Annotated in this window: 13 protein-coding genes; 6 read left to right on the top strand and 7 right to left on the bottom strand. The window is 69.7% G+C overall.

What is annotated here, in order from left to right:
• Positions 1-18: 18 nt before the first annotated feature.
• Positions 19-813 carry a dioxygenase gene (locus ACFV9D_RS06360; RefSeq protein WP_385141752.1) on the bottom strand — a complete coding sequence of 265 codons (795 nt, stop codon included), beginning with the start codon at positions 811-813 and terminating at the stop codon, positions 19-21.
• Positions 814-938: 125 nt separating this feature from the next.
• Between ACFV9D_RS06360 and ACFV9D_RS06355 the strand changes: the two genes are divergently transcribed.
• The gene (locus ACFV9D_RS06355; RefSeq protein ID WP_385141749.1) at positions 939-1,466 is read left to right on the top strand and encodes a MarR family winged helix-turn-helix transcriptional regulator; all 528 of its coding nucleotides are present in this window, start codon (positions 939-941) and stop codon (positions 1,464-1,466) included.
• Positions 1,467-1,508: 42 nt separating this feature from the next.
• On the opposite strand, the gene ACFV9D_RS06350 is transcribed toward ACFV9D_RS06355, so the two are convergent.
• Together ACFV9D_RS06350 and ACFV9D_RS06345 are read right to left on the bottom strand one after the other, a co-directional pair.
• Complete coding sequence (locus ACFV9D_RS06350; RefSeq protein ID WP_385141746.1) at positions 1,509-3,020, bottom strand: MFS transporter; 1,512 nt, start codon at positions 3,018-3,020, stop codon at positions 1,509-1,511.
• A 199-nt stretch (positions 3,021-3,219) separates the two neighbouring features.
• Entirely contained in the window at positions 3,220-3,897 is a 678-nt protein-coding gene (locus ACFV9D_RS06345; RefSeq protein ID WP_385141743.1) for a TetR/AcrR family transcriptional regulator, read from the bottom strand.
• Between the two features lie 333 nt (positions 3,898-4,230).
• Between ACFV9D_RS06345 and ACFV9D_RS06340 the strand changes: the two genes are divergently transcribed.
• Entirely contained in the window at positions 4,231-5,502 is a 1,272-nt protein-coding gene (locus ACFV9D_RS06340) for a M6 family metalloprotease domain-containing protein (protein ID WP_385141740.1), read from the top strand.
• On the opposite strand, the gene ACFV9D_RS06335 is transcribed toward ACFV9D_RS06340, so the two are convergent.
• On the bottom strand, positions 5,475-7,118 hold the full coding sequence (locus tag ACFV9D_RS06335; protein WP_385141737.1) for a class I adenylate-forming enzyme family protein: 1,644 nt from the start codon (positions 7,116-7,118) through the stop codon (positions 5,475-5,477). The two genes, ACFV9D_RS06340 and ACFV9D_RS06335, sit on opposite strands and share 28 nt — an antisense overlap.
• A 387-nt stretch (positions 7,119-7,505) precedes the next feature.
• On the opposite strand from ACFV9D_RS06335, the gene ACFV9D_RS06330 reads away from it, so the two are divergent.
• Positions 7,506-7,952 carry a hypothetical protein gene (locus tag ACFV9D_RS06330; protein WP_385141734.1) on the top strand — a complete coding sequence of 149 codons (447 nt, stop codon included), beginning with the start codon at positions 7,506-7,508 and terminating at the stop codon, positions 7,950-7,952.
• A 143-nt stretch (positions 7,953-8,095) separates the two neighbouring features.
• Here the strand turns inward: ACFV9D_RS06330 and ACFV9D_RS06325 are convergent, their stop codons facing one another.
• From ACFV9D_RS06325 to ACFV9D_RS06315, 3 genes are all read right to left on the bottom strand, one after another.
• Complete coding sequence (locus ACFV9D_RS06325) at positions 8,096-11,512, bottom strand: HelD family protein (protein ID WP_385141732.1); 3,417 nt, start codon at positions 11,510-11,512, stop codon at positions 8,096-8,098.
• A 93-nt stretch (positions 11,513-11,605) separates the two neighbouring features.
• The gene (locus ACFV9D_RS06320) at positions 11,606-11,980 is read right to left on the bottom strand and encodes a hypothetical protein (protein WP_369165082.1); all 375 of its coding nucleotides are present in this window, start codon (positions 11,978-11,980) and stop codon (positions 11,606-11,608) included.
• On the bottom strand, positions 11,977-14,436 hold the full coding sequence (locus tag ACFV9D_RS06315; protein ID WP_385141729.1) for an AAA family ATPase: 2,460 nt from the start codon (positions 14,434-14,436) through the stop codon (positions 11,977-11,979). Before ACFV9D_RS06315 ends, ACFV9D_RS06320 begins: the two co-directional genes overlap by 4 nt.
• 301 nt (positions 14,437-14,737) lie before the next feature.
• Here ACFV9D_RS06315 and ACFV9D_RS06310 point away from each other — a divergent pair, with 301 nt between their 5' ends.
• The 3 genes from ACFV9D_RS06310 (at position 14,738) to ACFV9D_RS06300 (ending at position 20,293) form a co-directional block, all read left to right on the top strand.
• Positions 14,738-16,924, top strand: coding sequence for an N-6 DNA methylase (locus ACFV9D_RS06310; protein WP_385141726.1), 2,187 nt, complete (start codon positions 14,738-14,740; stop codon positions 16,922-16,924).
• 91 nt (positions 16,925-17,015) lie between these two features.
• On the top strand, positions 17,016-19,025 hold the full coding sequence (locus ACFV9D_RS06305; protein WP_385141723.1) for an N-6 DNA methylase: 2,010 nt from the start codon (positions 17,016-17,018) through the stop codon (positions 19,023-19,025).
• Positions 19,022-20,293, top strand: a complete 1,272-nt coding sequence (locus ACFV9D_RS06300) for a restriction endonuclease subunit S (RefSeq protein WP_385141721.1) — start codon at positions 19,022-19,024, stop codon at positions 20,291-20,293. Before ACFV9D_RS06305 ends, ACFV9D_RS06300 begins: the two co-directional genes overlap by 4 nt.
• The last annotated feature ends 1 nt before the right edge of the window (position 20,294 follow it).

Here is a 20,294-nt window from a genome sequence, read left to right as displayed (position 1 = left end):
GGTCGGACAGTCCAGTCCCTAGCCGAACTGCACCGAGCGCTTCGCCAGGCCCAACCAGAACCCGTCGATCACACTCCGTCCGCCCCCGAGGTCCCCCGCCGCGTCCGCCGCGCCCAGCGTGACGAACAGCGGTGCGAAGTGCTCCGTGCGCGGGTGGGCGAGCCGACCGGCCGGGGACTTGTGCTCGAAGTCGAGGAGCGCGTCGACGTCCTCGGCCTCCAGGGCGTGGCGCCCCCAGTCGTCGAACTCCGCCGACCAGCCCGGCACGCCCGGCCCGGAATGGCGCAGCGCGGCCAGGTTGTGGGTGAAGAACCCGCTGCCGACGATCAGTACGCCCTCGTCGCGCAGCGGCGCGAGCTTGCGCCCGATGTCCATGAGCTTGCGCGGGTCGAGGGTGGGCATGGAGATCTGGAGTACGGGAATGTCGGCGTCCGGGAACATCTCCACGAGCGGCACGTAGGCGCCGTGGTCGAGGCCGCGGTCGGGGATGTCCTGCACCGGCGTGCCGGGGCCGTGGAGCAACTTGCGGACGGACGCGGCGAGCTCGGGCGCGCCGGGGGCCGCGTACCGCACCCGGTAGTAGTGCTCGGGGAAGCCCCAGAAGTCGTAGACCAGCGGCACGGTCTCGGTCGCGCCGAGAGCGAGCGGGGCCTCCTCCCAGTGGGCGGAGACCATGAGGATCGCCTTCGGCCGGGGCAGCCCCGCCGACCAGGCGGCGAGTTCACCGGGCCAGACCGGGTCGTCGGCGAGCGGCGGGGCGCCGTGCGAGAGATAGAGGGCGGGCATCCGCTCCAGCGTGGTGTCGGCGTCCATGACGACCGCCTCCGTTCCGGGTCCATGACAGAAAGTTCAAGTCATTGAAAGTTCAAGCTCATCCGACCTGACAAGCTTAGACCCGATCTAGTTAAACTTTCAAGAATGAGCCGTAGGATAGATACATGACCATGGCACCCAACAACGCACCCCGCCGGCTCAGCGACGACCCGCCCCGCTGGCTCAGCGACGAGGAGCAGCACGTCTGGCGCGCGTACCTGCACGCCACCACCCTCCTCGAGGACCATCTCGACCGCCAGTTGCAGCGTGACGCCGGGATGCCGCACATCTACTACGGCCTGCTCGTGCAGCTCTCCCAGGCGCCCCGCAGGCGGCTGCGGATGACCGAGCTCGCCAAGGGCGCCAAGATCACCCGCTCCCGGCTCTCCCACGCGGTGGCGCGCCTGGAGAAGAACGGCTGGGTGCTCCGCGAGGACTGCCCCTCCGACAAGCGCGGACAGTTCGCGTACCTCACGGACGAGGGTTTCGAGGTGCTGAAGCGGACGGCCCCCGGCCATGTCGCCGCCGTACGGCAGGCGATGTTCGACCGGCTCAGCCCGCAGCAGGTGGCACAGCTCGGCGAGATCATGAAGGTGATGGCGGAGGGCCTGCAGCCGACGGACCCGAACGCGGACCTGCCCTGGCTCCGCTGAGCGGAACCAGGGCAGGTCGTTCGGAATCGGACCGTACGCGGGTCAGTGCGCGACGACGGGGATCTTCAGCTCGTCCTCGGCGCCCTCACCGGACCCGGAGCCAGTGACCACACCGGACCCCGGCTTCCCGGTGTTGATGAAGGTGACGGCGATCGCGGCCGAGACGACCAGGATGCCGACGGCCCACCAGATGGCCGCCGCGTAGCCCTCGACCATGCCCTGGAGCTGGAGCAGCTTCTGGGCACCCTCGGTGGTGGCGCCGGCCGCGCGGTCGGCGATGTACGCGGTGGTGGCCGATGCGGCGATCGTGTTCAGCAGCGCCGTACCGATCGCGCCGCCGACCTGCTGCGAGGTGTTGACCATCGCGGAGGCCACACCGGCGTCCCGCGGGTCGACCCCGTGCGTGGCGAGCGACATGGCCGGCATGAAGGCCGTACCCATGCCGAGGCCGAGCAGCAGCTGGGCGGGGAGGATCAGACCGGCGTACGAGGTGCCGATCTCCAGCTGCGTGAGCAGCAGCATGCCGACGCCGGCGGTCAGGAAGCCCGGGCCCATCAGCCAGCGCGGGGGGACCCGCGTCATCAGCCGCGTACCGATCTGGGTCGAGCCGACGATCATGCCCACGATCATCGGGAGGAACGCGAAGCCCGTCTTGACCGGCGAGTACCCCTTCACGACCTGGAGGTAGTACGTCAGGAAGAGGAACAGGCCGAACATCGCGATGACGGCCAGACCCAGCGAGAGGTACACACCGCCGCGGTTGCGGTCGGTCAGGACGCGCAGCGGCAGCAGCGGGGACTTGACCTTCGCCTCGGTGAGGACGAAGGCGGCGAGAAGCACCGCGGAGGCGACGAACATGCCGATCGTGGTGGCGTCCGACCAGCCCTCGGACTCGGCGCGGGTGAAGCCGTAGACCAGCGCGACCAGGCCGAGCGTGGACAGGACGACGCCGGGGATGTCGAGCGGCGAACGGTTGCGCCCGCCGGCCGGCTCACGGATCACGAAGTACGCGCCCGCGGCCGCGACGATCGCGAAGGGGATGTTGACGAAGAAGGTCCAGCGCCAGTCCAGGTACTCGGTGAGGAAGCCGCCGAGGATCAGGCCCACGGCGCCACCGCCACCGGCGATCGCACCGTAGATGCCGAACGCCTTGGCGCGCTCCTTGGCGTCGGTGAACATCACCGCGAGCAGGGAGAGCGCGGCGGGCGCGAGCAGCGCGCCGAACGCGCCCTGGAGCGCGCGGGCGCCGAGCATCATCGCCTCGCCGGTCGCGGCCCCGCCGAGCGCGGAGGCGGCGGCGAAGCCGATCAGACCGACGACGAAGGTGCGCTTACGGCCCCACAGGTCGGCGATGCGGCCGCCGAAGAGCAGCAGCCCGCCGAAGGCGAGGGCGTAGGCCGTGATGACCCACTGCCGGTTGCCGTCCGAGATCCCCAGGTCCTGCTGGGCGGAGGGCAGCGCGATGTTCACGATCGTCGCGTCGAGCACGACCATCAGCTGGGCGAGAGCGATGAAGACCAGCGCTTTCCAGCGCCGGGGATCTGTTTCGGACATGGGGGTAGCCACCTCTTGGTGCGTAAAGGAAAAAACGGAACGTCGAGCGCTGGACTTATGACGGGTGGAGCGCTGGATTTGTGACGGAGCTACTGAGTCACGGGGCTACGGATTCACGGAGCTACGGATTCACGGAGCTACGGATTCACGGAGCTACTGGGTTACGGAGCTACTGGGTTACGGGACGGTCAGCTCGGGGTCACGACTCGTGGGAATCGCCCCGCAGATCCTCCAGAGTGGCGGCCGAGCCGGGCAGCACGGAGCGCGCGGGCGCTTCGAGACCGTCCAGGAACAGCTGTAGATGGCGGTGGACGAAGCGGTCCATGTTCAGGCAGGCCGTACCCGGGAGCGGGCGGGTCAGCTGGGACACGGCCACCAGCAGGTCCCCGACGCCGACGTCGGCGCGGAGCCTGCCCGTACCGTGCGCGCGGTCGACGAGGCCCTGTACGGCCGCCTCCAACCGCGTGCGTTCGGCGTGCAGTTCGGGGTGGTTCTGGTCGAAGGTGCCGTCGAGCATCGGGCACAGGGCGCCGATGCGTTCGTCGGCGGCGCCGTGGGTGAAGCGGCGCAGCGCGTCGAAAGCGTCGACCTCCCCCGCGTCGACGGCCGCGCCCGCCTCCTCCGCCAGGTCCGTGGTGCGGGACGTGACGGAGACGACGACCTCGTGGATGAGGTCGTTGCGCTCGGGGAAGTTGCGGTAGAGCGTGGCGTTGCCGACCCCGGCGCGGCGCGCGACCTCGTCGAGCGGCACCTGCGGGCCGAACTCGACGAACATCTCGCGGGCCGCCGTCACGATCCGCTCGCGGTTGCGCAGGGCGTCGGCCCGCGGGCGGGGTACGCGACGGGCGGCGGGCGCGGGCTCGGCTTCGGTGGTCACGCCACGGCCTCCTTCTGACGATCTCTGGATCTCTCGCTCTGCATCTCGCGCTCTGCGATCGATCCGGGGACTGAGTCCCCACTTCCTCGGACACAGGCGTAAACGGGGAGGGAGTCCCCGGTTATTTCCCGCTTCAACTGTGACCTGGGTCACACATCCGGCGTCTCGCGGAATACCCACGATCGGGCCAACCCGGCGCGCGCCCCCGCACCTCTCGACACAGGCTGATCGAACAGCAGCGCTGATCGACAGGCAGCACCGACCACGGCAGCACCGACCAGCTGACCAGGGACGGCCAGGGGCTGCCCCGAGGCCGACCAGAGAGGCGACCGGATGCAGCAGACCCGCCGGCGGATACGCAGACCCGTCGCCCTCGCAGCAGCGGCAGCCCTCGCGCTCGCCGCCCTGGCCTCGGCCAGCACGACCCTCCCGGGCCCGGCGCCGGCCTCGGCAGGCCCCGTGGCCGCCGCGCCCACGGACGCGCCGCTCGGGCCGTGCCGCATCGCGACGACGATGGGTGTGCAGATGTCGGAGGGGCTGCCGACCGCCCCCGGATACGCCCGCTCCACGGGCCGGGTCAGGGCCCTCAACCTGATGATCGACTTCCCGGACGCACCCGGGGACGGCACGGCGCTCGCCCGCTTCGACGAGTTCTTCCCGAAGACCGCCGACTGGTTCCGCGTCAGCTCGTACGGACGCCTGCACTACCACCCCGAGGCCCCGATAACCGGCTGGCTGAGGATGCCGAAACCGTTCTCCGCGTACGGGATAGAGCGCGGCTCACCGTACGAACCGGGCTACCGGGGGCTCGTCGAGGACATCGTGAAGACCGCCGACCCGAAGGTCGACTTCAGCTCGTACGACCTGGTCAACATCCTGGTCACCCCGAACGCCGGGCCCTCGGCCCTGGACACCGTCCTGTCCGTCACCTTCTCCGGCAACGACGACGCCCCCTACGCGGACGGCGTCCCGCTCTCCAACACGTCCTTCGTCTACAGCCGCCAGGACGACGGCTCGGGGTCGTACGCCGACACCGGCTACCGCGTCCTGCCGCACGAGAACGGCCATGTCTTCGGCCTGCCCGACCTCTACACCGTGGACGGCGGCGGCACGGTCGGACACTGGGACATCATGTCCGAGGACTGGGGGGCCAACAACGACCTCCTCGGCTGGCACAAGTGGAAGCTGGGCTGGCTCGACAACGAGCAGGTCGGCTGCGCGTCCAGGACCGGGACGCACGAGTACACGCTGACCCCGCTGGCGGACGCGGGCGGCCCGAAGCTGGCCTTCGTACCGCTCTCCGAGCAGTCGGGGTACGCGGTCGAGGTCCGCACGCGCGACGGCAACGACGAGGCCGTCTGCGAGCCGGGCGTCCTGATCTACCGGGTCGAGTCGGACGTCGACACCGGGCACGGGCCGGTGACCGTGGCGGACAGCGACAAGGACAGCGGCGGCTGCACGCGCCGCCCGAACGTCCACGCGGAGCTGTCGGACGCGCCGTACCGCCCGGGCGAGACCTTTACGGACCGGGCGAACGGCATACGGATCACGGTGATGGACGAGGACGCCGACGGCCGCTACCGCGTACGGATCAGGCGCACCTGATCGCGCAGCTCCCGCTTCAGTACCTTCCCGGTGGCGTTCCGGGGCAGCTCGACGTCCCGTACGAGGACATGGACGGGCACCTTGAAGGCGGCGAGCCGCGCCCCGACGTGCGCCCTGAGCTCCTCGACGCCGACGCCCGCCCCCTCCCTCAGACGCACGACGGCGGCGACCTCCTCCCCCAGGGTGGGGTGCGGTACGCCGAGGACGGCGGCGTCGAGGACGTCGGGGTGGTCGTGGAGGACGTTCTCGACCTCGACGCAGTACACGTTCTCGCCGCCGCGGATCACCATGTCCTTGAGCCGGTCGACGATGGTGACGCGCCCGTCGTGGATCCGGGCGAGGTCCCCGGTCCGGAACCACCCGTCGGGGGTGAAGGCCTCCCGGGTGGCGGTCTCGTCCCCCCAGTACCCGCGGACGAGGGACTGCCCCCGCAGCAACAGCTCCCCGACGCCGTCCGCGTCGGGCCGGTCGACGCGGACCTCGGTGGCGGGCGTGGGCCGGCCGACGCTCCGGGGATCCGCGCGGTACTCGGCCCCGAAGTTCGCGAACACGCCCCCGCAGGTCTCGGTGAGCCCGTAGCCGTTGCGGGGCTCGATGCGCTCCCCGTACGCGGCGGTGAGGCGGGCCACGATCTCGGGCGGGGCGGCGGCGCCCCCGGTGTTGAGCATGGTGAGGCTCTCGAGGGTGTCGCCGCTCCGCTCGGCGAGGTCGAGCAGCTGCAGGGCGGTGGTCGGAACCCCGGAGTAGTGGGTGACGCGATGACGCCGGATCAGCTCGAGAGCATGCTCGGCGTCCCACTTCCGCATGAGGACGAGGGTCCCTCCGGCGGCCATGACGGAGTAGAAGGAGGTGAAGGCGGCCACGTGGAAGAACGGGAACGTGGTGAGCGAAACGGGCGCGGGCCCCTGCCCGGGAACCATGCCGCGCCCGAGGGCGGAGGCTGCGGCGTAGTACCGCGGATTCATCGCGGCCCCGGCCTGCGCGAGGTGGGTGGCGACGGCGCCCTTGGGCCGGCCGGTGGTCCCGGAGGTGTAGATGATGGTGGCGTCGTGCTCGGGCAGGACGTCGACGACCGGTGGCCCGAGCAGCGGATCGGTGTCACGCGCATACGCCTGGAACCCTTCTTCCCGGCCCTCCCCGTGAAAGACGATCCCGGGCACGTCGTGCGTGCGCGCCCACTCGCGCACGCGCGCGACCCGCTCGCCGTCGACGAGGAGGATCCGGGGCGTGCAGTCGTCGAGGGCGTACGCGAACTCCTCCTCGGTCCACCAGGCGTTGAGGGGCACGGCGACGAGCCCGGCGAGCTGGGCGGCCCAGAAGGCGATGTGCCACTCGGGATGGTTCCGCATCGCGACGACGGCCCGGTCCCCCGGCCGCAGCCCGTACACCTCGACGAAGCGCCGGGCGAGCCCACAGGCGGCGTCGAAGAACTCCCGATAGGTCAGCTCCCCACCCTCGGACACCAGGAACACCCGGTCCCCGTACGCCCAGGTGACCTCCACGAACTCCCGCAACGTGCGGGGCCCGTCGACATACACCCCACCCTCGACGGCAAACGGCGCCCCCTCCGCGACCAACCGGCCCTCGAAGCCCCCGACCACCTCTCCGCCGCCCACGTCCACTCTCCCTAAGCGCCCGCTCACCCGAGCGGGGACGCTATGCCCACCCTCCCACCCCGTCAACCCCGCCCCACGACGGCCACCCGCTACACTGTCGCCCGTACCGGCCTTCGTGGGATCTGCAGGAAATTGGATCGCCGCAGATCAGGGCGAATGCGCTGGAAGGCCACCGAACGCGCCAGGGCATTTTTCCGAACGAGTTTCCTCGTTCGCGCAGGTCGCGCCAGGTCTCACGCCGTTCACCGACTGCCACTCGGAGCGCTGGCTGGAGCACCTCAATCCACCCCTATGGATGTGCCAGCTCACCCATCGGACGGCCCAGAAGTTGCTACTCAAATAGCAGCTCGTGAGGCTTGAGATGTGACCCCTCATGCTGCCCCTTGGGTGCCCTGGCCCCGCTTCGACCGCCGCGTCTATCTCCTCCTACTGGACGACCAGCGCCGACTCCTGCTGTGCGGTGGGTGCTGCGGCGGCTGGACCGTCCCGCAGGTCCGCATGACAAGCGGAGCCCGGTTCAGGGAGTCGGCTGCCCGATTCCTTGACGAGCAGTTCGGGTTGACGCATCCACGCTTCGGCTCCGTCTACGGGTTCCGGCAGTCGAGCGCTGGCGACAACTGGGAGTTCGATCGCGTGACGGCGGCACGTGTCTTCATCGTCCGCATCAGCGACACCGAGGGGGCGGCAATCGAGCAGAGATCACCCACCCACTCTCGATGGGGTGTCGCAGACCTACGAAGACGGAGGCGGGAGATCCACCCTGAGGGCATCGTCCCGCTGACCACCGGATACATCGAGGGGTGGATTCCCGACGGCCCCATCTCTCTTTGTTGAGCGCCTGCAAGTTGTGCCCCTGGTTGCCGGGGCCAGCACTTAATCGGGGCATCAGGACTGCTCTACTTCACTCCCAACCCACGCGGTATCACCTGCGCCTGCTTCACCTGTTACAGCAGGCATAGGAGCGAACTGAACGACGGCTACTGGTGATTACTTACCCCGGAGGAGCCAAAGGCGGCGTCCGCGTTCTCGCCGCCCCAACCGGTCGGGCTGCGCCAAATGACATTGACGCGGAAGACGTCACGAATCGTGTCCACGGACCAGTCCTCGGCGGGCGGTTCGGAGAGAACGAGGTAAAGACCGTCGGCCGGCGCGGGCAGCGTGTGGTTGATCTCGAGCAGGCGGGTAGCGCCTGATCGCAGGTCCGCGTAGGTGGAGCGGCCTGCGCCCAGGGCCTCGTAGAGGAAGAGACCGTGCTGGGTGACGCAGCTTACGTCGACGACCGAGGAGTCGGCCGGCTGGAGGTCCGCCCAGAGAAGTGCCGACTTCAGCGCGTGGCGGACCGCCTCGTGCTTCTTGCACGTACGGTCGGCATCGGCAGCCGCTTCCAGCACGCGGAGGAAGCCGTCCTTCGTGGTCACGGCCGGTGTTGCGGCGGTGGTGTCCGCGGTGGTCATCTGTGCTTCTTCCTTCTGATCGGGTTGCGGCGGGGCGACGGGGACCGCGCCGTCGGAGTTCGGTTTCGTCTCCGTGCCGAAGCGCTCCTGAAGCTCTCGTCGTGCTTCGGCGAGGGGCCCTGCCCAGCCGGAGGCGCCCAGTTCCTCCGCGAGCCGACCTGCGTCGAAAGTTCCCTCCTTGAGCGCACGGTTGGTTGTCGCGGCAAGGTCTCGAAGAACCCCGAGTCGTTCTCTGTCCGGATCGCCGAACAGGTGAAGTACGTCGACCCAGTCGGCCTGGTCACGTCGGAGGATGCGGTTGGCCATGCCCTGGAGTTCGGAGAGGTAGCTGCGGGCCTCGGGAATGTCGCCGTCGCTGCCGGTCAGCTCTCCCAGCACGGCCAGCGCCGCGAGATAGCGCCCCGCCATCCGCTCCGAGATGGGCGACCGGCCACGCTGATCGGCGGTGAGCACCGTCTGACTCGTGTCGTTCGCGAACACCCAGCAGTCCAGCTCGTCACCCCGGCGCGGGGGAACCGAGCCCTGGCGGACGGTGAGCACGAGCGGCCGGTCGATCACCGGAGACAGCGGCCTGACCTTGTACCGACCGCCGGAGACGTGGCCCACGACCTCGACCCGGACGTCGCTGCCGATCCGGGGAAGACCTTCCGCCGCGCCCGCCGGCCGGACGTCCGGTGCCGCAGGTTCGGTGTCGTCCGCGGGGGCGGTGAGCGCCGCTGGCAGCGGGGCGGTGTGCAGGACGGTCAGGCTCTGAGTGCTGCGGGTGAGGGCCACGTACAACTGGCGCAGTCCCGCGGGGCCGCGGTCGGCGATGGTGGCGGGCTCGATGACCAGGACGTGGTCGTACTCCATGCCCTTGGCCTGGGTGGCGGCCAGTACGGACACGGTCTCGCGGTACTGCTCGCCGATGGCGTCGCCCTCGTCGATCCTGCGGCTGATTGCGTCCAGCCAGTCAGAGTCGTCAGGGACGATGACGGCCACGGAGCGGGGGGTGCTGCCATCGCTGGTATGGACGAGGCGGGCCACCTGATCGACGGTGTCGTCGAGCAGCTTCCACGGCTCGGTCGCCACGGTCCGTACGGCGTCGGCTCCCGCCTCGCGGACGGCCCGCGGGTACGGCAGGGCCGGAGCAATCGCATGTGCGAGAGGGGCGACGAACTCCATGATCTCGGCGGGGACACGGTAGCTCGTGGTGAGCTCAGCCACGCTCCAGTCGCCGTGGTCGGAGAGGAGCGCACCGAGCAGGTCCCAGCTCGTCGGGATGTGGGCGCCCGTCGCCTGCGCGAGGTCGCCCAGGACGGTCATGGAGCCGCCCGCGGCGCAGCGCCGCCGCAGGGAGCGGGCCTGCATGGGCGTGAGGTCCTGGGCCTCGTCGACGACGATGTGGCCGTAGCGCGGCGGGGTGTCGCCGCTGATGAGTACGCGGAGCTCTTCGAGGCAGACGTGGTCGTCGAGGGTCCACGGATCGGCGTCGGCGCTGGCGGCGCGGGCCCGCAGCAGGGCCGCCTGCTCCTCCTCGTCGAGGATGCCGTCGGCGCAGTCCCGCAGGAGGTCGGCCGAGTCGTAGAGGCTGCGCAGGGCCTCCCGGGGACCGGGGGACGGCCAGACGCGTTCGACCAGGCGCTCGACCCGGCGGTTGCGCTCCAGGTCACGGCGGATCGTGCCGGCCTGCCCGCGGCGTGGCGCAATGTCGGCGAGCTCCTGCAGGAGCCGGTCGACGAAAAGGCCGCGGAAACGGTCGCGCCGCTCCCGGAAGGGCCCGTCGCCGGCGTGGGCCCGGTCGAGGAGGGCGAGGACCTCGGACTTCGGCACGCGCAGGGTCGTACTGCCAGCGGTGACGACGATCGCGGGCTCGTCGCCCTCGAAAGAGGGAGCGACGGTGAGGGCATCGAGAGCCTCAGGGCGGTAGTCGCTCTCGACGCGACGCCGCAGGACGGCCGCCATGCGGTCGTCCGACTTCACGAGGCGCGCCTTCGAGGAGTCGATGCCGACGATCTCGCCCTCCCACAGCCGGTCCAGCTGAACGGCGTTGACATCCCGGGTGCCGAGGGTGGGCAGGACCTGGCCGACGTAGTCGAGGAACCGCTGGTGGGGGCCGATGACCAGGATGTCCTGGGCCTTTAAGTGATCGTTGTTGACGAGCCATGTCACCCGGTGGAGACCGACCGCCGACTTACCGGTACCCGGGCCGCCCTGCACGACGAGAATGTCCGAGGGCGAACCGGTGACCAGCTCCATCTGGTCACGCCGGATGGTCTCGACGATGTCCCGCATCCGGCCGCCGCGCGACCGCTGGAGCTCCCGCAGCAGGAAGTCGTCCGGCTGGAGAGCCTTGCGTCGCTGCCGCCGTACGACATCGCCGGGGGTGGGGGCCGGCGTACGCTCCCGAGCGGGGGACGCGTCCGTCTCCTCCACCGGGCTGTCGTCGGCGGCCTGACGGGGCTCCGGTACGGGGGCGGGCTCGGGTGCCGGTACGGCCGAGGGCACGGGAGCCGCCGTCGGCAGGGAGATCTCGTCGAAGTAGCTCTCGACGATCCGCTGCACACAGCGGAGCTGCCGACGCAGGACCACCTCGCCCGGCTTCTCGGGCCGGGTCTCGATCCAGGTCTTCGCCAGGGGGCTGGTCCACGGCAGCACCACCAGCCCGTGTGAGGCGTCGTGCACGCTGCGGCGCCCGATGTACCACGGCCGGGGCTCTCCGCCCGGGTCCTCCGGCGCATCGACGCGGGCAAAGACCAGCGCCTCGTCGCCCAGTCCTCCGTAGGCCGCGGCCCGCGCCTCCGCCTCGGCCCGGTTGGCGATCCCGTCCTTGCCACTCGCCGAAGCGGTGGCGGCCGAAGTGCCGCTCAGTTCCGCCAGTTTCGTGGTGTAGCAGTCGTACGCGTGGTCCACCGCCCGCTGCTCGCCGGCGAGGATCTCATCCCGAGTGGTGGTGCTCATGTGCGTCCTCCCTGCGGTGCCAGGTGACACCGCCACGGGCATGTGCCCGTACCCCGCTGAAACAACTATCAGAAACCGGACGGTGACGAACAGTCAGTGGATCAGTTCTCGGACGAGGCCGTCGGCCTCGGTCCGCCAGACCCGTACCTGGTCGTACGTGGGCCCGAGCTCGTACAGGTGGTAATGGCATCCCAGACTCAGCTGGGACCAGAGGGCCTTCACCCGTCGGGCCGTCTCCGGCGGCGCGACGGAGTGCAGGAGGAGCAGCTTGGCGCGCCCCGTGGTGCGGGACAGCCCGGGGGTCGCGGCCTCCAGCACCCGGTCGACGCAGATCTCCAGCGCGGTCCGCAGCGCAAGACAGGCGCCGCGGTGTCGGCCGGCGGTAGTGGCGTCGGCAAGTTCGCCGTCAAGGAGGCGGTCGGCCGTCAGCAGCAGACCTTCGACGGAAGCAGGCGCATGGGTGGTCATGCGGTCACCTCCGGCTTGCGGATCTTCTGTGCCAGGGCCTCGACGTCCGTGACGAAGCGGTGGGGGTTGGGGATCGAGGCCCCGTCGGGGTGGGCTCCGTTCTGGCACTGCTGGATCAGGGAGCACGCCGAGCTCCCGTAGCGACGGCGCACCTCCTCCCTGACTTCGCTACCGCGCTCCACGTCGCCGAAGAGGGCGAAGGCCGCGACCTCCTGGAACCTTTCCGCGCTGTCGATCGCGGTCTGGAGGTCGTGCTCCGAGCCGCCAGTGCGGTGGTGGCGGATCCAGGCGGCCTCCAGGAACGCGTTCTCAAGGGCGATCCGGCACAGGCCGGGCAGCACGTGGCTGTACGTCTCGGGGGGAAGCCCCGGAGTGGCGGCGATGGCCCGGGCGTCGCCGATGGCCTGCGCAACCGGGTCGTCGATGCAGTCGAGCTTCACCCGGGACCCCTCGCCACGCGTCACCTGGAAGACCGTGACCGGCAGCTCCTGGTCGGTGAACGCCTTCTGCAGACGGGGGTCGTGGGTGAAGACGACGATCTGCCGGTGCCTGCCCAACTCGTGCAGCACCTGGGCGAGTCCGTGCACCTTGGTCGGGTCCATGGACTGCACGGGGTCGTCGATGACGAGGAAGCCGAACGGGCTGTCCGCGGTCGTGGCCCTCGGCAGGAAGAGGGAGAGCGCGAGGGAGTGCAGCTCCCCCTGGCTCATGACGTCGAGCGCCGGGGCGTCCTGGCCGTCGACGGAGGCCGCCATGACGAGCTTGCGGACGTTCGCCTTCTCACTGCCCTTCAGGCTCACGGCCGTAAGGTCGACGTTGCTCTCCTGGCGCAGGCGCTCCCAGATGCCCTGGGTGGCGTCGGTGAAGCGCTCCATACGCTGCTCCCGCAGCTCGGTGGAGAGGTCCTTGAGCCACTTCACAGCCTTGCGGAGGTTGCCCAGCAGAGGCTTGTCCCGCTCGGTCTCGCGCGCCTTGTCCGCCCAGGCGGCAAGCCGGATCACGAGCGCGCGCCACCGCTCGTCGCGCTCCTCCAGCTCGCGGGCCGCGTGCCTCCTGACGGTGTCGCAGGCGTCGACGAGGACCGTGGCGGCCTCCTCGGCGCTCCTGGCGAGCTCAACGGGGTCGGTGATCTGCCGGCAGTCGGTCCACGCCTTCCACGGGTCGGCCAGTGCAACGGGGATCCGCTTGGGGGTCTCGATGAGGTTCTGGAGGTTCCGCTTGCCCGTCCGGACGGCGGCCCGCGCGTCCTCGGCGGTCTTCGCCTCGCGACGCAGTTCCGCCACCTGCCGGGAGGCACGGTCGCACCACTCCCGTCCGAGGACCCGTTCCGTTCCGCACGTCGGGCAGACGTCGTCGTCGGGGTGCCGGTCGGCGTGGGCAAGGGCCTTCTCCAGCAGGTCGGCGCGCAGCCGGGCGTTCTCGGCGTCGGTGCCGTGAAGGTCCTCCACGTCGGCGAGGGCGATCCGCAGCCGCTGGACGGCCTCCCCGACCTCCGCCAGGTCGGGCCCGTGCACCCCGGCCTCGATCTGGAGCTCGGCGAGCCGGCTGTCGTCGGCCGGGGGGAGACCGGCGACAAGCGCGTCGATGGTGTCGAGGTCCAGGGCTCCCGGGGTGTCCACGGCGAGCAGGGCCTGTACGGCACGGTCGTCGTCCTCCAGCGCGTAGAGGGCGTCCTTCAGGCCGGGCAGGGCCTCCCTCGCCTCCTTCGCGACGGCAGCGAGGGCCTTCTCCCGCGCGCTCAGCCTGTTGGTCGCGGTGGAGAGCAGGTCCATGCCGAGGATGGTGGCGATCGCGTCGTACCGCTCGGACGGCTTGCCGTTGAGCATGAGGTCGAGGTCGGTGTACGAGAGGAACGGCCGGTGGTCAGCGAGGGCCGTGTCCCAGCCGGCCTCGGCCAGGGGGACGGTTCCGTGACCCGGGCGCTTGAAGGTGGCCTCGGAGCTGCCGAACTCCTCGCTCGTCCAGGTGCGGGTGAGGGTGCTGTTGCCGATGTCGCCCTCGATCGCGAGCTTGAGCTCGATCTTGGGGCTTTCGGCGTTGTGGAGGTTGGCCCAGTGGCCGCCACGCGTGGCGGCCTGGCCCGGCCGGTGGGCCCGGGTGCCGGTGAAGCCGACCTCGATGGCGTCGGCGAGGCTGGACTTGCCGGAGCCGTTGCGGCCCACGACGAGGTTGACGCCCGGGCGGGGGCTGAGGCTCAGCCGGGCACGGGGGCCGATGCCACGGAAGCCGTTGACGGCGAGGGAGTCGAGGTAGACGCGCCCGACCGGGGAGGTTCCACGGATCTCGTCCTCGCCCAGGGCCTCCTTCAGAAGCACCTTCACGGGCTCGGTGAGTGCCGCTGCACCCAGACGGGTCCGCACCAGATCGGCCAGGGGCGGGGGCTGGTCGGCGAGGTTCGGCCGAGTGGGGTCGGTGGGTTCGTCCGCGTTCCGCTGGGACTGTTCCGTCACGGTCATGTGCTGTCTCCCGGGGGTCCGGATGCTGCTGAGGAGGACGGGGCGGACACCGGCACCTGCCGGTGGGGACGTGCCGCGGTACGGCGACAGGGCGTGCCACAGTGCAGTTCACGCGGTCAGCATCACGCTTCCACTCGGAACCGCGACTAGATAAGCACAGCAGTGAAAGCACCGTCAAACAAGTTGACAGACTTGGCGACTGTTGTAAGCTGTTAACCGTCCCCGTCCGACTGGCCCGAGAGGTGCGGAACCCCACGCCATGCCCCAGCAGCCACCCGCCCGACCGGCGCCCTCAGCGCATGTGACGGCCGCAGAGATCTCCCGTATCGCGGGGGTCACGCGCGCCACCGTCAGCAACTGGCGTCGCCGCCACGACGACTTCCCCGCCCCCAGCGCGGGTACGGAAACCAGCCCGCTCTACGACCTGCCGGCCGTCCAGGCATGGCTGCAGGGACGCGGTCACACCTCCACCGCCGCGCCGACTGAGGAACTGCGTACGGCGCTCCGGTTGCTGGGACCCGGCTCGGGAGTGGCTGCACGGCTGTTCCCGCTGGTAGCGGCCGTGTCCCGTCGCGCACCGGAGGAGTTGGACGAACTCTCCGCCCTACCCGACGACCAGTTGATCGCCCGAGCGGAGAAGACCGCGGGCGAGCTTCCGGCCTCCCTGCCCGAGGCAGAACCGGTCCGCTACGGTCCGGACGACGCGGGCGCGGTCCGCGCGCTGCTGGGTTGCGTCCGCGAGGCGGGGCCACAGGCCACCGCTGACGTCCTGGCCGAGCGCGAACTGGACGAAGGCGCCGCCAGCGGCGTCTACCAGACCCCTAAGGGCCTGGCGCTGCTCATGGCACGGCTCCTGCCCGCCGACACGTCCCGCGTTCTCGACCCCGCCTGCGGCAGCGGCACGCTCCTGGCGGCCGCCGCCCGGCAGGGCGCGCGGGAGCTGTTCGGGCAGGACTCCCTCCCCGTCCAGGGCCGACGCACGGCGATCCGGCTCCTGCTCGCCGCACCCGAGGCCGAGACGGCGATCCGCGTCGGCGACAGCCTGCGCCACGACGCCTTCCCCGACGTCACCGTGGAAGCCGTCCTGTGCAACCCACCGTTCGCCGACCGGGACTGGGGCCACGACGAGCTGGCCTACGACCCGAGGTGGGCGTACGGACTTCCGCCGCGCTTCGAGTCCGAACTGGCCTGGGTACAGCACGCCCTCGCGCACCTGGAGCCCGGCGGCCACGCGGTCATGCTGCTGCCGCCCGCGCTAGCCTTCCGTTCCTCAGGCCGCCGCGTCCGCGCGGAACTCATCCGCGGCGGGGCCCTGCGCGCCGTTGTCTCCCTTCCGGCGCGTGCCGCGTATCCGCTCCACATCGGCCTTCAGATCTGGGTGCTCCAACGTCCCGAGCCGGGCGGCACGGACCGTACGACAGTGCTGTTCGTCGACGGGGAAGGCGAGCAGCGGGAGGGCGCCCCGGGCACGGCCTTCGCCGGTGACACGGCCGACGCCGGCACCCGTGGCGGCTCACGCGCCCGCCGCTCCGGCTCGCCCTCTTCCTCCACGACCTCCGTCGCCTCCTTCGACTGGGCGGGGCTGACAGACCGGGTCCTCGGCCAGTGGACCGCGTTCACCACCGCACCCGATACGTACGCCGACGAGCCCGGCGTCGCCCGCGCGGTGCCGGTCGTCGACCTCCTCGACGACGTCATCGACGTCACCCCGGCCCGCCATGTCCGGGCGACCGCAGCCGACATCGACCCGGCGGCCCTGGCCCGCCGCGTTGACGACCTGCACGGGCAACTGGCCGAGCAGGTCACCGCGCTGGCGGCCTCCTCCGCCTCCGGCGGGTGGCAGCCGTCCGGGGCCTCGGCCCGCGAGTGGCGTACGGCGACCGTCTCCGACCTGGCACGCGGCGGAGCCCTGACCGTGCTGCGGGCGGCGACGCCCGGCACACGAGGCTCCAAGGGCTCCGGCGCCCCCGCCGTGGAGCGGCCGGTCCTCGCCGCCCGCGACATCGCGGCCGGAAACCCGCCGTCCGGCACGGCTGTCGACATCAACACGGACGCCGCGCAACCCGTGGTCGCCGGGGACGTCCTCGTACGCGCCGTCGCGGGCAGCGGCGACGCGGCCGCGATGACCCGGGTAGCGGACGACCGGGACGCTGGAGCCCTGCTAGGTCAGCACATCCACCTCCTGCGCCCCGACCCCGCCCGCCTCGACCCGTGGTTCCTGGCCGGGTTCCTCGGCGCCGAGGACAACATCGCCTCCGCGTCGACTGGCAGCAGCCTCGTGCACGTCACACCGGGCCGCCTGCGCGTACCGCTGCTGCCCCTGGAGGAACAGCGGCGCTACGGGGAAGCCTTCCGTCGCGTGCACGAACTACGCGTGGCCGTCCGCCGAACCGCCGACCTCGCCGCCGACACTGCGGCCACCCTGACCACCGGCCTGACCGCCGGCGTACTCCTGCCACCGGATACCCCCCGCAGCCGTTCTGCCTGAAACGCCCCACACGTCCGACCGCACACGACCACACTGGATCCCTGCCGTCCCCACGCCCGGACGGCGCTCTTCGGAAGGAAGCCGGGACCTCTTGAACAGCAGCAAGCACACGGAGCTGGCGAACCACGCCTGGTCCGTCGCCGATCTCCTGCGCGGTGACTACCGACAGTCCGACTACGGCAAGGTCATCCTGCCGTTCACCGTGCTGCGCCGCCTGGAGTGCGTCCTGGAGCCGACGCGCGAGAAGGTCGCCGAGACCGTCGACAGGTTCGCGGGCCAGGAGATCGACACCGACCACTTCCTGCGCAAGGCCTCGGGCCACTCCTTCTACAACAAGAGCGACCTCACTCTGCGGAAGATCGCGGCCGACCCGCAGAACGCGGCGAAGAACCTGCAGATCTACGTCGGCGCCTTCTCCGACAACGCCCGCGAGGTCCTCGACAAGTACGAGTTCAACCAGCAGGTCAGGAAGCTCGACGGCGCGAACCTGCTCTACCAGGTCATCGGCAGGTTCACCGACCTCGACCTGCACCCCGACGTTGTGCCCAACCACAACATGGGCTACATCTTCGAGGAGCTGATCCGCCGCTTCGCCGAGCAGTCGAACGAGACCGCGGGTGAGCACTTCACCCCGCGCGAGGTCATCAAGCTGATGGTCAACCTGCTGGTGGCGCCCGACGCGGACGCCCTCAGCTTGCCCGGTGTCGTCCGCACGGTCATGGACCCGGCCTGCGGCACGGGCGGCATGCTCAGCGCCGCCGACGACCACATCAACGCCCTCAACCCGGACGCGACGGTCGAGGTGTACGGGCAGGAACTCAACCCTGAATCCTGGGCGATCTGCCGCTCTGACCTCATGATCAAGGGCCAGGACCCGGAGAACATCCGCTTCGGCAACTCCTTCTCCGACGACGGCCACACCCGTCGGAGATTCGACTACATCCTCGCCAACCCGCCGTTCGGCGTGGAGTGGAAAAAGGTCAAGGAGGAGGTCGAGTACGAGCACAGTTCACTGGGCGACGCCGGTCGCTTCGGCGCGGGCCTGCCGCGCATCAACGACGGCTCGCTGCTCTTCCTCCAGCACATGATCTCGAAGATGAAGCCGGTGGATGTCAACGGCGGGGGCGGCTCCCGCATCGCCATCGTCTTCAACGGCTCCCCGCTCTTCACGGGTGCGGCCGAGTCCGGCGAGTCCAAGATCCGCCGCTGGGTCCTGGAGAACGACTGGCTGGAGGCGATCGTCGCCCTCCCGGACCAGCTCTTCTACAACACCGGCATCTCGACGTACTTCTGGATCCTCACCAACCGCAAGGACGCCGACCACAAGGGCAAGGTCGTCCTGCTCGACGCGCGCGACCAGTGGGTGAAGATGCGCAAGTCGCTCGGCGACAAGCGCAAGGAGCTGGGCGACGGGACGAACGGCCGCCCTGACCACATCGGCGACATCACCCGGCTGTACGCGGAGGCCCTCCAGGTCGCCGAGGACCCCAAACACCCGCTGCACGGCAAGGTCAAGGTCTTCGCGAACGAGGACTTCGGCTACCAGCGCATCACCGTCGAGCGGCCGCTGAAGCTGCGCTTCGAGGTCACGGAGGAGACTTTGGCGGCGCTGGCGGAGGCCAAGCCTGTGGCGAGGCTGGAGCGGAGCGAGGAGTTCGTGGCGGCGGCGCGTACGCTGCTCGGCTCGTCCTGGACGACGAAGTCCGACGCGTTCATCGCACTCAAGGACGCGGTGGTCGCGGCCGGCCTGACCTGGCCCTCGGGGGCGCCGTTCACGAAGGCGGTACGGGAAACGATCGGCGTCCGGGACCCGGAGGGCGAGGTCCAGAAGGTCAAGGGTGCCCCGGAACCGGATACGGACCTGCGGGACTACGAGAACGTTCCTCTGGGCGAGGACGTCGAGGACTACCTCAAGCGCGAGGTGCTGCCGCACGTGCCGGATGCGTGGATCGACTACACGAAGACGAAGATCGGGTACGAGATTCCGTTCACCCGGCACTTCTACGTATACAAGCCGCCGAGGCCGCTGGCGGAGATCGACGCGGAGCTGAAGTTGCTGGAGGCGGAGATTCAGTCGCTTCTTAATGAGGTGGCCGAGTGACCGGGTACATTCCGCTCAAGAGGGTGGCTCGAATTCGCTACGGATTGGGCCAGCCTCCTCCGCTTTCGGAGGAGGGCATCCCGATCATCCGGGCAACCAACGTGTTCCGAGGAAAGATCAGCGCCGACAACCTGCTTCGCGCTCATCTTCAGGACCTACCATTGGACCGAGCCCCGCTGCTGCACGAGGGAGAAATACTGGTCGTCCGGAGCGGGGCATACACCGGCGACTCGGCCCGTATCACTAGTGAATGGGCTGGCAGCGCTCCAGGCTATGACCTGCGAGTGACCCCGCATGCGGTGGACTCACGCTTTGCCGCTTACGCGCTACTGAGTACAGCCACTCTTGATCAAATCAAGTTGGCGAGTACCAGGGCGGCCCAGCCTCACCTGAACGCAGAAGAGCTGGGCGAGGTTGGCTTGTGGCTGCCGTCGATGGAGGAGCAGCGCCGCATTGCCGACTTCCTCGACGCCGAGACCGCCCGCATGGACGGACTGAATCGCGCGACCGAACGTCAACAGAAACTTGTCACGGAACGCCAGATCGTGGCATTCCACGACAGCGTTCAGGGTGAAGGTGGGCCTGATCTCTACGTAATCGACCCTGAAACCACTAACCCCGGCTGGCGTATGCTGCCACTAAACCACGCACTGAATCAGCTAACAAATGGATATGTCGGCCCGACGCGCGACCTGTTCACGGATGACGGGGTTCGCTATCTTCAGTCTCTGCACATCAAGAATGGCAGGATTAACTTCGCACGAAAGCCATACTTCGTGAAGCAGGAGTGGGCTGAAGAGCGGCCGCGGATTCGTCTTGGATTCGAAGACCTCCTTATCGTCCAGACCGGGGCCATCGGTGAGGTCGGCCTAGTCGACGAGGAGTACGTGGGCGCCAGCTGTCACGCCCTACTTATCGCGCGGACCAACAGGAGTATCCTCGCCCCTCGATACTTGTGGCATGCATTTCGAAGCCACTGGGGTCGGAATGCGCTGTTGCGAGAGCAGACGGGGGCGCTTCACCCGCATCTCGAAGCCGGCAACGTGCGCTTCATGAAGGTTCCTGTTCCTGCTCTCGACACACAACGGCGTGTAGTGGCACGCACGGAAGAGATCGCCAGGGACACGGTGACAATCGAGCGTGCTCTGTCTCGCCGGTTGGTGGTGCAATCCGAACGCCGCCAAGCACTGATCACCGCCGCCGTAACTGGCCAGTTCGACGTCTCCACCGCTAGCGGGCGCAACGTAACGGACGGAGTCACCGCGTAGC

Origin of the sequence: Streptomyces sp. NPDC059875, from assembly GCF_042731085.1 — a bacterium.
In the GTDB taxonomy this organism is placed as follows: Bacteria; Actinomycetota; Actinomycetes; order Streptomycetales; family Streptomycetaceae; genus Streptomyces.
The sequence above is the reverse complement of the archived record's forward strand: the minus strand, read 5'-3'. Positions and strand labels throughout refer to the sequence as shown.